We start from the raw sequence: 16,622 nt of genomic DNA, 5'->3' as shown, positions 1-16,622 counted from the left end.
AAAACGCCACAACATAATGATAAATTTACGTCTATTTTCAATATCTTTTATTAATGATTCCACATTTTTCAGAATAAGGTATCCAAAACAAAACCCTCACTATACAGCAAGGGTTTGTTTATATTATATTACGGTTACTATTATAGTTCCTGCATCACTTTTTTAACTTCATCAAATTCACTTTCAATGACCGTATCAGGCTTATAAGTAGCTAAGGAAACGATAATATTGGTAAGCAGGGAAAGAATAAATCCTGGAATGATCTCGTACCAGTCTTTCAACGGATGCTGAAGATATACCCATGCTAATACTGTTATTCCTCCTACCAACATTCCGGCAAATCCTCCCTGCCACGTTGTTTTCTTCCATAAAAGAGATAACAGAATTAATGGCCCAAATGCTGAACCGAAGCCTGCCCAAGCATTTCCAACCAGATTAAGAATACTGTCTTTAGGGTCTAATGATAAAAGTACAGCAATAACCGCTACTAATAAAACAGAAAGTCTGCTGGCCACCAACAGTTGTTTAGGAGTTGCTTTTTTATTCAGGAAAGCTTTATAAATATCTTCCGTTAATGAACTTGAAGTCACCAATAGCTGAGATGAAATGGTACTCATTACGGCTGCAAGAATCGCAGTAAGCAGGAATCCTGCAATAAACGGATGGAACAGAATACGTGAGAAATAAATGAAAATAGTTTCAGCTTCTGTTTTTGATCCGTCAAACTTCATCATTGTTTCAATATCGAACTTTTGCAGGTAAGCAATTCCAACCAAACCAATTGCTAAGGCTCCGGCCACAGTAAAGATCATCCATGTAATCCCGATTCTTCTCGCTTTAATTAAATCTTTTGGTTTATCAATCGCCATAAAACGAACTAAAATATGTGGCTGCCCACAATATCCTAACCCCCAAGCCAATAAAGACACAATACTTACTGTAGTGGTTCCTCTGAATAAATCCAGATATTTTGGATCTTTAGCCTCTATCAAGGATAATGTCTCTCCTACTCCTCCAATTTGGATAATAGCCACAATTGGCACAATCACTAAAGCTAATACCATGATCGTTCCCTGTACAAAGTCCGTAAGACTTACTGCCAGGAAACCGCCTAAGAAAGTATATAAAACCACTACTAAACTCGTCAGGAGCAACCCTACTGTATAATCCATTCCGAAAGCCGATTCAAACAACTTTCCACCGGATACCATTCCTGCTGACGTATAAAGGGTAAAAAATACCAGAATAAAGATGGAAGATGTAATCTTCAGAAGATGGTTTTTGTTTTTAAACCTGTTTTCAAAAAATACTGGTAATGTAATCGCATTTTGGGCAACTTCGGTGTAAATCCTAAGTCTTGGTGCGACAATAATGTAATTGAGGAATGCTCCAAGTGTTAAACCTATTGCGATCCATGAACTGGAGATACCAGACAAGTACATTGCTCCTGGAACTCCCATCAGCAGCCAACCACTCATATCAGCAGCTCCTGCAGAAAGTGCCGTAACAGCTGCCCCCATTTTTCTTCCTCCAATTAAAAACTCTTCCGAGTTATTTGTTGATTTTCTATAAGAATATATGCCTATACCTATCATCAATAACAGATACAACCCCACAGAAATCCCTTCATATAATTGCATATCATTTTTTTTATGAAGCCGAATATAGCCATTTTCTGAGAAACTAAACGCCTTTTGCAAGGTAATAATGTTATCAAACAACCGAAAAAACAATGTAAATTTTCAATAACAAAATGATTTGCTTTTAATTATTTTCTACTAAAAAGAATTGAAAATTTAAATTATCAAGATGGAATTCAAACTATACATTTGGGATGATTGTATAGGTATAGAATCTTACTTTTCAATGATGGTAAAGCATGATTTTTAATATCATATATCCAAATATTTGCAATAAAAAACAATTACCAACCAAGAGAATTTGCTACATATATATTTTCAAAAATATTTTGTTCCAGGCATTTCTTTTCAGGTAAAAAAAGATCTCCTTTTTTGTGAATGAATACTTTTATCAAATCTCCTCGGTGATGATATCCATTTAAAATTATTGCATTTATCCCTTCAAGTCCTACCATTTCAATACCCTTCTTTAGACGGACTGAAGTGCTATCAGCATCAAGAAAATGTAAATCGAGATCGTCTATATGCATTGTTTCATCAACGATAAACTGGGTTAGATTACGGGCGATATTAAAGGCAGAATATGTATTAAATGCTCTGTCAGCAACAGCATAATCGGATTCTATCATATCCAGATACACTTTTCTACCTGAAGAAATATAGTCTTTGTACCTGAATGTTATATCGAATGGAAGCTCAATACTATGCCTTCTGAAAGCTCTCTTCCATTGATCAATTTTTTCCAGAAGAGTTTTATTTCCATATTCCCATAGAAACGAGAAAACATTTCCATTAATATTTAATAATTCTGCAAGTCTGAATTCTTCATCACGATCATAAAATACCCACGAACTTGTAAACTGCCCAAGGTCTTTAGAATCCAGATATTTTGCCAAATAATAGTTATTTACATCTGCATAATACTTCATATACAAATTGTTTACATCTTATTTTAAAAGGGTCTGGGCTCTCCTCAAATTGTCCGTTGCCTGTAAGATTTTATTTTTTAAAATACTGTTGTAATCAGGGTTTTTCAAAAGGAATTGACTGACCGCTTCAAGCGCTTTGGGATCCTGATAACTGCTAAAGGTGGAACGAAGCCAATTATCCGGAAAAAATATAGCTCCTGTCTGTTGGATTTCCTGCAGAATATCTAAAGTTTTAGGAAGATAGTGAACAGAAGTTTGCTGTCTTAGCGGATGATGCAGATAACTTAATGCAGCCCCAACAGCTGATTCATTGGTTCTGTTCTGTTTTTGCATAAGCCCATTGAAGAAATCATCACGCACTTTCTGATCGGAAGAAGCAGCTTGCATAATAATCTTAAAACGGGTGATGCGATCGGGGTTTTCAATTCTTGTCAGCTGTTCATTCAGTAACTCTTTATTATTTGAATTTCGCAAGGACAAAGCAAGAGCCAGGTTTGTGAAATCTTCATCATTAAGAGATACATCTTGTGGTGGTGTCTTCGATTTCCAGATTTTATACAAAGTATCATATGCTTGCTGTGACTGGAAAATATCCTGGTAAGCATCAAACATAATCTTCTTATTATTTTTTGCGGTCTGTACCTGTAAAGCTTTCCACAGTTTTTCCTCAATATTTGCAGATTCTTTCAATCTGGCATTTTCAGGGAGGAAATTCCAATAAATAGAGGTAAGATATCCGGTAATTAAGCGAAGGTTCAGTTCTGTAGTTTCTTTTGGCAACTGCTCTGCAAAAAAGCTTAATAAGTCCTGAGTCTCAACTCCTGAGCTATTCAGCATATTCTCATATAGGGAAATATAAGCACTGGCACGACTAATCGGATCTTTCACTAAGGAAAAATTTGAGATCACCGCTTTATCTGTTTTGAATACGCCATAGCCTATTCCCGATGAATTTTGCAGGATAAACAAAGGTTTCGTTTTCCCTTTTAATTCGGAAATATCCTGTTGTTTTCCTTCTAGCTTTACATTAACTTTTTCAACCCGGTCTGTATAAAATAAACTGATTTCAAACTCCTGTGGCCAAGATTTTTGTTCTTTTCCATATTCAGGTTTCTGAAAAACGGTAAAGCGTTCTATTTTTTCGCCTTTGTATTGTATATTATAATCGACAAGAGGTCTTCCGGGATCATTCACCCATACTTTATTCCAACTCTGCAGGTCTTTTGGGGTATGTTTGTCAAGTATCGTAATAAGATCCGGCCAGCTGGCATTATTGTAGGCATATTTTGATAGGTATTCGCTTACTCCTTTTCGGAAAACGTCTTCTCCTATTAATAATTCCAATTGTCGCATCATAATCGGAGCTTTATCATAAATAATTGGCCCATACATCATCCCCGCATTTTGCAGATTATCTAAAACCTGACGAATTGGATTTGCTCCCAAAGTACGATCTACAGAATAAGCCGCTGGATAATGGGCTGTTAAAAATTTGAGATCATATACACTTTTATCAGTGGAAGCTCCGGTACTTTTATCTGCCATAAAATTGGCAAAAACTTCTTTCATCCACACATCATTAAACCAATCCATCGTTACCATATCACCAAACCAAAGATGGGCTACTTCATGAGCAATAAGATTAGAACGGCTGTTGAGTTGGTTCTGTGTTGTATTTTTATCTAAAAACAAAACGGAGTTCTTAAATAATATAGCACCCGGATGTTCCATACCTCCGAATTGAAAATCCGGAATAACAGCCATCCCATGCTTCTGGAAAGGATGCTTGATGCCTGTCCATTTTTCATAATAAGCAAGAGAATTTCGGTATATTGAGAAAATAGAATCCATGCTGTTTTTAATCTTCACAGAATCGGTTTCGCGGTATAACATTCTTGAATCCTGCTGACTGATTCTCTCTGTATGATTTTTAAAATCTCCGGCTGCAAAAGAAAACAGATACGTTGGAAGTAAATCTGACTGATTAAACTTTAATGTTTTCTGTCCTTGTTGCACAAAAGTATCCTCTAGTTTTCCGTTGGATATTGCACTCCATTTTTCAGGAATTGTCAGCTTTAGTGAATATTTTGCCTTCAGATTGGGCTGATCAAAACACGGAAACATGGTTCTTGCACGGTCTGGTACAAATAAAGCATACAGATAACCGTCACGTCTGTTCAATGCTCCATCTCCTGCCAAAAAATTAAAATGAATCTGATTGGAACCCGATTTCAGGTATTGAGCATCAACAACTACATGTTCATTTTCCAGAATCGGTTTTATTGTTTTCCCATTCACTGATACTGATAAAAGCGAAGTAGGGTCTTCTTTAAAGTCTATTAGTAATGCTGTTTCATTTTGTTTCTTATAAGTAAATGTAAGCACTTCAGTTCCTGCAATTCTTTCTGATTTACTTTCAGGAATTTTCAGGTTGAGTTCATATTGAATATCACTTAATGTACTTTTTCTCCACTGAGCCAGTTCATAAGATACTCCAGATTCGATCTTAGATGAAGATTTCATTTGGGCATGGTAACCACTGTTGAAAATAACAAGAAATAATGCTAACAGACGTACTTTTTTCATACATCAAATATAAGTATTTTAGCGGGACACGGGTGTGACACTCGCACCAGCTTTGGGACAGTAAAAATTATTTTTTAATTCGTATCCTTATACCCTAGACCCCATATCAATATAACAATTGAAATAATAATAAATCCCCAGGACAATCTTCTTATTTCTTTCTTTTTTTCACTGCAGAATAGATTAAAAGACAACTTTTGATCATTGAAAAAGATAAACAAAATGACCGCTGATAAGAGATCTATTGTATATCCGGCAAATATATCTATCAAATTCATTTTATTTTTATTTATTGTTTACTCAGGTTATCTATTTTTTCATAGTGTGCAGATGTTATGGATGATTTACTCTTCCCAACAGGACACGCATAATGCCATATTATGATCTGCCAACAGCCTCATTTCATCAGGGGAAAATTCCATATTGCATTGTCCTGCATATACTTTATAAAGCCATACCGAAACAGATCCTCCAATAATCCCTATTTTTTCCAATTCACTAATTTTATGTTCAATAAGCGATATAAAATAAGGAATTGCCCTGATAAATACTTTATCACTTTCCTGAACAGAAAGTTCCCAGTCATAATCTGTTTTACTGGGTTTCACGCCCAAAATAGTGGTTATCTGAGGGAAAAGCTCTTTAGGAGCTTTTATTTTTAATACATACTCTGTCATTTGTTATTATATACGATTACTATTCGATCTAAAAAGGCTGCTATCTTTATAAATCTTTCTTTAAAACAATCTATCGAATGCCATGACATTCCTGCTGTATGAACTACCAAAGCGGTATTTTCCTGTAATAAAAGATAGGAAACAACCATCACCTTTTCAGAATATTCTGCATCTTCTAGTTCAAAATCTTCCCCGATGATAAGACTTATCTCTCTTTTTACCTCTTTAATGGAACGATTCTTCATCTTCTCATAATAAGAATATACTTTTAATGAATTCTCATCCGGAAAATTCAGGAATATGTATTTCCCAAAATGCTTCTTTAAGTCACTTTTAAGATGCTCGGACTTTGTGAAATCATGATCATTTACAATATACAGTTTACCTTTTTCCAGATGCATGTTGGTTATTTTATAAGTTCTAAAAACGCTAATATGGTAATAGAAATAATATCCAATGTTTTACTATTTCATAATAATCTTTCTGATAACTTCATATAAAATAGTCAATATGACAGCACCAGCTATGATCATCGCCCACCAATAAGGAAGCACCCAAAACAGACAATACTTTATTGCATTGATACAATAAATGAAAATATTATCTGACGTATAAACCAGATGAAAAGCATCATCTGCAAGTCCTAAAGCACATGCCAACACAGAAAGCAGTAATACATTTAAAATGAAAATTTTTATACTATTCTTTCGCATCGTTTGCTTGTTTTTCATTCCGGTTTTTTAGTCATGTGTTGTTTTTAAATAAAGTTACTCCATTATTTCTTTATGATTGTATATAGCCAGAATACTGCACACACACCTAATAATCCCAGATAAAACCAAAACATCCAGATATAATAAAATATAAAAGAAAGGTCAATATCTGTAATGAATTTGTCTGCAAGAGTTACTGCTATGATAGAGGTAATCCAAAATAGAAATGATAAAGCAACTCCTATTTTGTACCAGTTTATTCTCCTCTTATACAAGAAATAGGAAACAATGTAAGGAACCAAAAACAGAATAAGTATGATAAGGTACATAATATGGTTATAAGTTTAAATGTTTAAGCCCAAAAAGGAAATCGCTAATCTCCCTCTTCGTTCTGAAAAAAATTGGCAAACTCATCATCAATAGCATAGTTTTGTGCCAGACTTTCTGACCAGCAGGGAGCATGCACAATATGTCTTCTCACTTCCCCAAAGGTATACTGGTCTCTCAATCTTCGGCTAATCAAAAAGTGAGATTCTCCCTGAGATAAGCCTTCTTTTTTTAAATTTTCTATAAGCTGATCAAGAGATGTCTCTGTAGTGTATACTTTATCAAAAACAGAGTCAAAATATTCTTCGGTCTTTTCCATCTTTTTATTTCTTTTATTTTTGTTTCTACAAACCTATTTTGAGATTAACACAAGATACATACTATTCTCTCACCCTCCTATATTATTCTCTCATGGAATTAAATTTATTTTTAGATAAAAATCACTCAAACAGTGCTATTAATAAAGGCTTTACATAAAAAATATTCATCTTATCTTTTTATTTATTTATATTAATTCCAGATAAACGAAATTATTTCTATTTTTTATCATAAATTATTAATACTTTAGCTGTATAATTGAAACGAATGGGCATACTCCTTAAACCAATTGATATTGTAGATGACATTTCACAGGAAGAATTCCGTGAAAAATACTTAAAACCACGCAAACCAGTGGTTATCAGGAACATGGCTAGAAATTGGCCTGCATATCAAAAATGGACAATGGAGTACATGAAAGAAGTAGTAGGCGATGTAGTTGTCCCTTTATATGACAGTGCTAAAGCTGATCCTGCTGCTCCTATCAATACCCCTACTACCAAAATGCCTTTTGGAGAATATGTAGATCTTATTCAGCGTGAACCTACAGATCTGAGAATTTTCTTTTTTGATCCTATTAAATTCGCTCCTAAGCTGCTTAATGATTATATCCCGCCTAAAAACCTAATGGGAGGATTTCTGGATAAATATCCGAGTATGTTCTTCGGTGGTAAAGGCTCTGTGACATTCCTTCATTATGATATCGATATGCCTCATATCTTCCATACCCATTTCAACGGAAGAAAGCATGTCCTTCTTTTCGAATACAAATGGAAAACCCGTTTGTATAAACTTCCTTATGCTACTTATGCTCTGGAAGACTATGACATTGCCAATCCCGATTTTGAAAAATTTCCTGCGCTAGACGGTATTGAAGGGATAGAATGCTACCTGGAACATGGAGATACCCTATTTATGCCTACCGGATGGTGGCACTGGATGAAATATCTGGATGGTTCTTTCTCTCTTTCTCTTCGTGCATGGGATAAAAGCTGGGCAGTAAAAGCTCATTCTTTATGGAATCTGGCTATTCAACGAAACTTTGATAATTTCATGAAAGGAAGGTATAAAAAAAGATACATGGACTGGAAGGAAAGAAAATCTGTAGAAAAAGCGAATATTGCCCTAAAAAAAGGACTTCCAAAATAAATAGCCTTTAATTCACTGGTATTATGCGATATGCAATTTAAAAAATGATTAAATTGCATAGTGAACCCGTTCCCTTAATACCTCGTGTATGTTCGAAAAATTGATTGACAGCTTTGAGAAGCTATGTCTTCAGATCATTATTGAAATATTGCTGGTACCGGTGACAATTTTCAAATTGTTTCAGGATTCCCGGCGTTGTTATGACCTGCCCGTTCATGAAATGGAAAAGGAAAAAACTGAACGCTTTCATGATTATCTGTCTCCCATCAAGCTCTCTGTATATACTTCAGTAATTATTTCTGTTCTTTTAATGGATTACAGCGGCCAGCAGAACATCCTTTCAAAGATCAAGGGATTGAGCATGGTAGAAAAAGCTTTATTTATCTTTTTGATGAACAATTTTACGGCAGTGTTGTTCAGTGTTATATTGCTATGGTATAAAAAGGAAAAGGTAAATACGGCGACTTTCCGCACCTTCCTTTTTTCTTTTATCTATACAACCGTTTACACTTCTACTCCATTTTTCATTCTGATTATTTCAACCATGTTTTTGGGACAGACCATCAATGTGCAGTCTTATCTGGGGCATCTTAACCAGGTATTAGATTCTGGAGATTATAGTTCAAGGGATTATATATTTTTTATTATTTTTTTTCTGTTTTTTGCTTTAGGAATAATTGGATTGATCAAACTATTCAAAGCACTCCATTATATTCTGAAGGAAAACTTTCGATATCATCCTTATGTAGTATGGTTCTTTACTTTATTATTTTTCCTGATTCAGCTTTATTATGCGAGAGGGTTTGTATAATGAAAGATGAGAACAAATAACTAAAAAGGACAATTAACAGCTAATTACAGTGGAAAAATATAATCAATTAAATTACGAAAGCTTTTTCTCCTAAAAACCTCTAAAAAAGACTAAACAAAGCACCTCTATTCAGTAAAAACCTTGTATGGCAGCGACTATTTGCCTCGGCTCCCATTTGTTAGTTTCGTATTAATAATAAGGAAGTTATATGTTTTTTTTAACAAACATACCAGTCTGTTCATTTTTTAATTACATTTGTGAAAATTTTCAACCAATGGCTCGACCTCGCGAAAGAATATTAAGTACCACTTTGCTTTTGTTTCATACACAAGGTTTTAATAGTACTGGCATCAATCAAATCATTGAAGAAGCCAAGGTTTCAAAGGCAAGCTTTTATCAGCATTTTAAGTCTAAAGATGATCTGTGTATTGAGTTTCTCAACAAAAGGTATGACTATTGGGTATCTGAATTGGAAAAATTCATATCTGGAGCTTTAACCTCTGAAGAAAAGATTCTGAGATCTTTTGATTTTCTCATTGAGATGAATGCAAGAGAGAACTTTCGCGGGTGCAGTTTTTGGAATATTCTATCTGAAATACCGGCTGATAAAGAGGAAATTCACGTTGTTCTTCGTTACCATAAGAATAAATTGAGATTATTCTTCAACGATGAAGCTAAGGATGAAGCTATTGCGGCTCATATCTATCTTCTTTTTGAAAGTTCAATCCTGACCAGCCAGCTCTACCGATCAAACGAATTTATCGAGACCTCAAAAACAATTATTAAAAATATCCTTCATTCCTCACACTAGGGAAGAATTAATATACTCAATCAAAAAAAACAATTAAAAAAACTATGCAAAACTCTACTTTTCTGCAGAAGACTCATTCTGCAATGTTCAGGCTATGTCTTATCGGAAGCATCACTACCAGTTCGCTGATATACTCTCAGGCCGGAAGAATCGGGATGAATACTCCAAACCCGAAAGCTACTCTGGACATCACAGCTAAAACAGATGGAAGCTCACAGGCAGAAGGTCTTATGATTCCCAGGCTTACCGGAGATCAGATTCAAACCATGACGGCAAGCATACAACCCGGAACAGAGTCCTTGATGATCTACGCAACGGCTTCTCCTGCTTCTCCCACTTCAAAAGTGGCAAAGATCACGCAACCTGGGTATTATTTCTGGAACGGAAGCAATTGGGAAAGCATGGGGGTAAACTCCAATATTTATACCTCAGATGGAGCCATCACAACTTCTTTGGCCTCAAGAAATGTAGATTTGAACGGTAAAAACCTTGTCTTTTCCGGAAGTGGCAGTGTAGGGATTGGAACCGCTCCCTCCGCTTCTGCTAAACTAGATGTTGCCGGAACTGTAAAAGCAAGCGCAATAGACTATAATTCTGACGAGAGATTGAAACAAAATATCACTGAAGTAAAAGCATCCAATGCAATCATCAATAAGCTAAGACCAGTGTCTTATTTCTGGAACGAAACAGGAAAAAAGAAAGGTGGGAATGCCCAATTACAGTATGGCCTTGTCGCTCAAGAAGTAGAAAAAGTCTTACCCAATATTGTCAGCACAGATAATGATGGATATAAGTCTGTTAATTATAATGAGCTGATTCCTCTATTACTACAGTCCGTTCAGGAACAGGGAAAAAAAATCGAAGAATTACAAAGAGAAATACAGCAGCTGAAAAAATCGAAATAACTCATAGAGAAAATGATTTTAATGTATTCGATCTTATCAAAGTCGGATCATTTTATCTCAGCTCATTATTAATCTTATAATTCAAAAAAACATGAAATTAAAATTATATTTCACTCTACTCTTTCTAATCAGTCAGAGTATTTTCGCCCAGAATAATTATTACTGGGTAGGCGGCACAGGTAGCTGGAATGACCTGAATCACTGGCGGATAGGTTCAGCATCCGGACAGGCTGCCACTATTATTCCTTCCCGCTATGACAATGTTTATATTACTTCAGGGAGTGGTTTCCCAGCCAGTGGCGGAACCCTTACAATTCCGTCATCAGCAACCTGTAAAGATTTTATTATAGATGATTCCTTTACTACTAAACTCAACTTTCCGTCAGCAAGTGTTTTTAATGTATACGGAAATCTGAAGTGGAAGTCTAATGCTTCTGCATTATATAATCTTACTATGAATCTGTTTTCAGACAGCTCTAATCCGGCTCCCAATCTGATTGACATTCCTGATAATATGATTGACCCGTCCTATATCAGTGGCGGTTATCAATCTAATTTTAATCTTAATGGAAACGGAACCTTTAAGCTTGTTAAAAATTTTGCAAGCAATGGCTTTTTCTTTTTCAATGTCAATGACAGTGCTTTTTTAGATACTGATCATAAAAATATCAATGCTATGGTATTCAGCCATAGTTCTACAGCAGCCTCGAATTTCAGATCTTCAACAGTGACGGTCACGAGTACAATGACATTAAATTCAGCCGCTAATCTTACTCAGGCTACTATTTCATTTCCTATTCTGACAATACAGACTAGTCAGAATATCAAAAAAATACTCCTGACTGCTTCAGGTTTTTCCCAAATAACAGGCGGAAATCTTCTTACAGTAGATGAGGTAACAGGAGTAGGTACTGCAGGGGGTAGTTTTACCGGAACTCAATTTAATATTAACAAAATTAATTTATATGCCTGTGTCATTAATGCCAATTTATTTAAAGGCAATGATATGGTTTTGGGTGATGGAAGCGCCGAACTGGCCGGAACCCGATTTGAAGTAAAGAATATGACCCTTGGGAAGGGAAATAATATATTGAGAGCCACACAGTTTGACATTAATAATCTTATCCTGAATGGCGGACAGTACAATTTTCGGCAGACTGTTGCCAATGCCACTTTTCAGGTTAATCAAACTCTCATCACCAATATTCCATGTAACGGAAGCATCCCAAAATTTGGGGCTGTAGAACCTACATTACCCATAAATTTGATTCTTCCGGGTAGTATCAATGGAAACGGAACAGCCTCTTTTAATGGTTATAATTTTACTTCTGTAAAACTCACAGGAGGAGCTGCTGTAACAGCGGGTATAGATGGTGGAAGTAATACGGGGAATATCACTTATCCTGGAATACCAGCAAAAACCTATTACTGGATAGGTGGCGGAGGGAACTGGAATGATCCGTCCCACTGGTCGTTCACATCTGGAGGGCCTTCTGCCAACTGTACTCCTATTATGTATGATGATGTGATCTTTAATGAAAACTCAGGGTTTACCTCAGGAAACAATACCATCAATAATGGTGGAACAGTAGCCATGATAAGAAATATGACCTGGAATAATGCTCCTGCCAATCCTGTTTTGAATATTAACACGACTCTGTATGGTCATCTTTATCTTCAGAAAGATATGTCCCTTCCTGTGTCAGTCAATTTTCTTAAATATAACACAACAGATCCGGCAGTCAACCGTTATATGAGTTTTGAAGGGCAGAGAGTTTATCAACTGACAATCTATGGGGCTGATAATTTCTATCTCATGCCTTCTAATTCCGGAACTCCCTATGATGTAGAAGTGGGCGGTATTTTCAATTTTGATAACAATGCTTTAACAAGTAACCTTTATGCGGATGGAAGAAAGATAAAAGCTGGTGAACTTTGGCTGGGCGGAAACAATGTTAATATAGATAATGCCTTATTAAGTCAGGGTATCCTAAATATTTTAACCAAACAAACCATTACCGCGCCTAATACTTCTGTATACTTCCAAAATTACAATGGACGATATTACAGCTCAGGAAATACCAATCATTTTTTTGGTAAAACCTATAAGGAAGGAAGCAGTATCGGAAGCATACAATATCTGAATACTGATACCTTTCAGGTAAATAGTGGTGATATCAGGCTTTTTGGAGTTAATAAGACAAAAAATGTAGTCATCAATGCAGCTTCCAATATTGCTTTTTTTGATACTACGGCAAAATTGACGATTACTGACAGTTGGTTATTCAATCGTACAGACTGTGATCTTATTCTTAATTTAACAGGTCAGGGTGGAAATAATCTTATTCTGGGGAACAATATTAATGGGAATGGATTTGTTGAGCTAAACAGAATGAATATCTCAGGAATCAATGCAGGTTATGTTACTCCTGTTGCAGGTGCTAAACCTATCAATGCCAGCAACTCTATTGACAATGGAAATAATTCAGGGATCAATTTCAAAGCCACCACTTCTAAAAACTTTTACTGGAAAGGCGGATACGGAAGCTGGAATGACCTCAGCCATTGGTCTTTGGATCCATCAAGCACCAGAATAACAGCGAACTGCGGTCTTCCTACCATTAACGATAATGTTTTCTTTGACCAATACTCAGGTTTCTCTACTACTGGAATTACAGCTATACAGTTGACCAATGATGTTTCAGTAAATGATATTACATTCAGTGGATTAGCTCCCGGATCAAGATCTTATTTTGCAGGAAATAACAATTACTACAAGATGAATGTTAACGGAAATATGGTGCTGCATCCCGGATATTATGATGCCGGATACTTCAGTGGATTTACGTTGGTCAACATTAGTAAACCTGCAGGAACTTTAAAAATTATAACTCCCAATGGAGCCGCCACTTCTTTAAATTTTTCAGGCGATGCCCAGTGGAAAATGAACAGAGGAACTTCACAGAATGACCTTAGCAACAGCTCAAATATCACCCAAACTGATATTTCCGGTAATAGCCTGGATATAAGCGGTACCGTAATGAATATCAACAGTTTTAATCTAAACGGTTCAAAACTGATAATGGATAATGCTGATCTTACGGTTAATAACGGCTTTGCAATCAATACTAAGCAACCTGTTGTAAATACGGCTAACAGTGTTATCAAATTATTCAGATCTACTGGTGGTTCTGATTTTGACATTGCCTTCAGTAATGTAAATCATTATTTTGAAAAAATAGAATACACTAATACAACAACTAATACGGACTATATTATTTCTTTTAATTTTCCTGGTGGAGTTATCAATAATTTCGTCATCCACTCAGCAATAGCCCCAAGAATTGATAAAGTAAACCCTTCCATTATTCTTAAAACCCCTATGTCCGTCAATAATCTGACCATAGAAAAGAATAATAATGTTTCTTTAGAAGGTAATCTACAGGTTAATCAATCATTGAAGATCCTTGGAGACTGTTTAGATCGTATTACTTTAGCTTCATCAGGCTCACCGTTGAGAACTTTAATACTTCCTAATTACAGCGCTAATCCAACCAATTATGTATTGGATAAAGTGCAGATAAAGTATATCTCTTCTTCTGGTGGACAAACCTATACTGCGACATCAAGTACGGATCTTGGCGGAAATAGTGGAATTAACTTCCTTGATGCTATTCCTTCTACTTCAAGAAATCTTTACTGGATCGGAGGACAGGGACAATGGAGAGATCCTCAGCATTGGTCATTAACTTCAGGTGGAACTCCTGTAGGAGCATGTGATATTCCGACTGCCGTTGATAATGTTTTCTTTGATCAGAATTCAGGGTTTACGCCTACTTTGAATAAAATACAGATCAGGGGAAATTATCTTTCAAAAACTAATAATATTACCTTCAATAATGCAACCAACCAGCCTGTTCTTGATTTTACGACAGATGGTGGGAATCCTTATTACCTTAGCGTTTATGGAAATCTTACATTACAGAGCGATGTAAAAATTATAGTTCCGATGTCTACTTTTGGTCTGACCCGAAATATCATTATGGCTCAGGGAGCTGCCACTGGAAAAACAAGGTATATTGATACAAAAGGAGCCTTTACCCATGTGAATGTGAATGCTCAGGATTATTTTGAACTGAAAAGCCCATATCAGGGCGATATTAATTTCCTTAATGCAGCAGGGTTCAAAACCAACAGCCATCCTATGACATTGGTAAATTTCAGCTGGAATCAATCTATTAACAATAATCCGGTTGTAGATCTTGGACAGTCTGTTCTTACAGGTACAAGAACGAACAGTTTAGGTACTGTCAATTATTATATGCCATCTATTCCGTACTATAATTTTTACAGTCCTTATTTCTTTATCTCTACAGGTAATAATCTACTCACGTTAAATGCTGCTGATGCGAAAGCCGATATGGGATATTTTACTACCAATACTCCCACAGCTTTCAATTTTGGAGACTTAACGATTTGGAAGGATGGAATTGTAAATACCGGAACAAGAGTCTGGAATTTCAATAAAATGACCTTCCTTGGAAGTACAACTGCCAATAGTGTAAGTACTTTGAGTTCCTCAGGTAAGTACAAAACCCTGTACTTTAATCCAGGATCTTATCAGATTGACAACCATCAAACCGTTACTGAAAATCTCTTTATGACCGGAACTCCGTGTAACAGAATTTCTGTATTAAGATCTACGGCAGGACAAAATACAATCAATCTCGATCCTACAGCAGCATACACCATGTTCTATGCTTCTATCAGAGATATGAATTTCTCCCGTGCTGTAAGTGCCTATGGAAACAGCCAGGATTTAGGAAATACAGCAAACCTTTCCATCATCCCTACAGATGTTCAGGCTGCTGGATTTGGAGGAAACAAAGCAATCTGTGCTTCAGAATTCCCTAAAACCTATGATGCTTCTACCTTATTCGGTACGGATCCTAATGCTGCCTATACCTGGACTAAGCTTAACAGCCCTAATTCGGGAGTGATAGGTACAGGACGTTTAGTCACGTTTACCCAACCAGGGAACTACAGAGTAAATGTCACTTACAGTCAGGATGGTTGTAATATTACAGAAGACTTTACCATCTCTTCTATTGCTCTACCGGCAGACAATACCACATCTTCATCCATGAGTGCAGCAAAACAAGCTTCAGGAGATATACAAGTAAAGTTTAAAGGTTCACTTGCTCAAACCTATATTTTCACTTATACCGTTAATAATGGCCCGGATCAGACCATTACTTCTGCTGCAAACGGAGAAGCAATTATTCTTCATTCCAAAGGTCAAACGGGAACAGTGGTATACCGTCTCAAAAGCATCCGTTTTGCGACCGGAGAAGCTTGTCCTGTGGCAATCAACAATAAAGAAATTATTGTAAACATCAATCCGGATTGCCCTACTCCAGGGGTGATGATGGTAATGGATAATGTATTGAGAGGCTGTACTTCCGCCTTGGGAGCAAGACGTTTATCAGAACTAAATCCGGTAACTGTTTCCAATCCTCCGACAGATGCTGGTGTGACAAGAATAATCTCAGGAACAGGTGTTGTAGTGAAGGAAGGAGGTGATGTATTGATGATCCGAAATAGCAATGCCTTACCAGAAAACCTTACTCTTCCAGCCAACAAATCCCATATTCAGGGGGCTATCATTTATCATAATGACCATTTCTATGAAGGAGTAGAAAACGGAAAATGGATCAGAGTAGATAATGATTAGAAATCATCAGAAATTCATTCAA

13 protein-coding genes are annotated in these 16,622 nt (G+C 36.1%); 5 read left to right on the top strand and 8 right to left on the bottom strand.

The window, feature by feature from the left end:
- Positions 1-140: 140 nt before the first annotated feature.
- From putP to GTR01_RS21075, 8 genes are all read right to left on the bottom strand, one after another.
- Complete coding sequence (gene putP, locus GTR01_RS21110) at positions 141-1,640, bottom strand: sodium/proline symporter PutP (RefSeq protein WP_160139706.1); 1,500 nt, start codon at positions 1,638-1,640, stop codon at positions 141-143.
- 284 nt (positions 1,641-1,924) lie between these two features.
- Complete coding sequence (locus GTR01_RS21105; protein WP_160139705.1) at positions 1,925-2,569, bottom strand: hypothetical protein; 645 nt, start codon at positions 2,567-2,569, stop codon at positions 1,925-1,927.
- A gap of 18 nt (positions 2,570-2,587) precedes the next feature.
- Positions 2,588-5,155 carry a M1 family metallopeptidase gene (locus GTR01_RS21100; protein WP_160139704.1) on the bottom strand — a complete coding sequence of 856 codons (2,568 nt, stop codon included), beginning with the start codon at positions 5,153-5,155 and terminating at the stop codon, positions 2,588-2,590.
- Between the two features lie 344 nt (positions 5,156-5,499).
- Positions 5,500-5,832 (bottom strand): hypothetical protein, encoded by a 333-nt coding sequence (locus GTR01_RS21095; RefSeq protein ID WP_160139703.1) that lies wholly within the window; start codon positions 5,830-5,832, stop codon positions 5,500-5,502.
- Complete coding sequence (locus GTR01_RS21090) at positions 5,829-6,233, bottom strand: hypothetical protein (RefSeq protein WP_160139702.1); 405 nt, start codon at positions 6,231-6,233, stop codon at positions 5,829-5,831. The genes GTR01_RS21095 and GTR01_RS21090 overlap by 4 nt, the downstream gene beginning before the upstream one ends.
- Before the next feature lie 63 nt (positions 6,234-6,296).
- Positions 6,297-6,563 (bottom strand): hypothetical protein, encoded by a 267-nt coding sequence (locus GTR01_RS21085; protein WP_160139701.1) that lies wholly within the window; start codon positions 6,561-6,563, stop codon positions 6,297-6,299.
- A gap of 44 nt (positions 6,564-6,607) precedes the next feature.
- Positions 6,608-6,874: a hypothetical protein gene (locus GTR01_RS21080; RefSeq protein WP_160139700.1), complete on the bottom strand. Its 267-nt coding sequence runs from the start codon at positions 6,872-6,874 to the stop codon at positions 6,608-6,610.
- 44 nt (positions 6,875-6,918) lie between these two features.
- Positions 6,919-7,191: a hypothetical protein gene (locus tag GTR01_RS21075; RefSeq protein ID WP_160139699.1), complete on the bottom strand. Its 273-nt coding sequence runs from the start codon at positions 7,189-7,191 to the stop codon at positions 6,919-6,921.
- Positions 7,192-7,457: 266 nt separating this feature from the next.
- Here GTR01_RS21075 and GTR01_RS21070 point away from each other — a divergent pair, with 266 nt between their 5' ends.
- The 5 genes from GTR01_RS21070 to GTR01_RS21050 all read left to right on the top strand — a co-directional run bounded on the left by GTR01_RS21070 (position 7,458) and on the right by GTR01_RS21050 (position 16,600).
- Positions 7,458-8,339, top strand: coding sequence for a cupin-like domain-containing protein (locus GTR01_RS21070; RefSeq protein ID WP_160139698.1), 882 nt, complete (start codon positions 7,458-7,460; stop codon positions 8,337-8,339).
- Positions 8,340-8,427: 88 nt separating this feature from the next.
- The gene (locus GTR01_RS21065; RefSeq protein WP_160139697.1) at positions 8,428-9,150 is read left to right on the top strand and encodes a hypothetical protein; all 723 of its coding nucleotides are present in this window, start codon (positions 8,428-8,430) and stop codon (positions 9,148-9,150) included.
- A gap of 274 nt (positions 9,151-9,424) precedes the next feature.
- Positions 9,425-9,961, top strand: coding sequence for a TetR/AcrR family transcriptional regulator (locus GTR01_RS21060; protein ID WP_160139696.1), 537 nt, complete (start codon positions 9,425-9,427; stop codon positions 9,959-9,961).
- A gap of 44 nt (positions 9,962-10,005) precedes the next feature.
- On the top strand, positions 10,006-10,866 hold the full coding sequence (locus GTR01_RS21055; protein ID WP_160139695.1) for a tail fiber domain-containing protein: 861 nt from the start codon (positions 10,006-10,008) through the stop codon (positions 10,864-10,866).
- Between the two features lie 91 nt (positions 10,867-10,957).
- A complete protein-coding gene (locus GTR01_RS21050; protein WP_160139694.1) occupies positions 10,958-16,600 on the top strand; it encodes a hypothetical protein in 5,643 nt (1,880 codons plus the stop codon).
- Positions 16,601-16,622 lie beyond the last annotated feature (22 nt).

The organism is Chryseobacterium sp. c4a (assembly GCF_009900745.1).
Lineage (GTDB): Bacteria > Bacteroidota > Bacteroidia > Flavobacteriales > Weeksellaceae > Chryseobacterium.
Note: the sequence above shows the minus strand (reverse complement) of the source record. Positions and strands in the feature narration are given on the sequence as shown.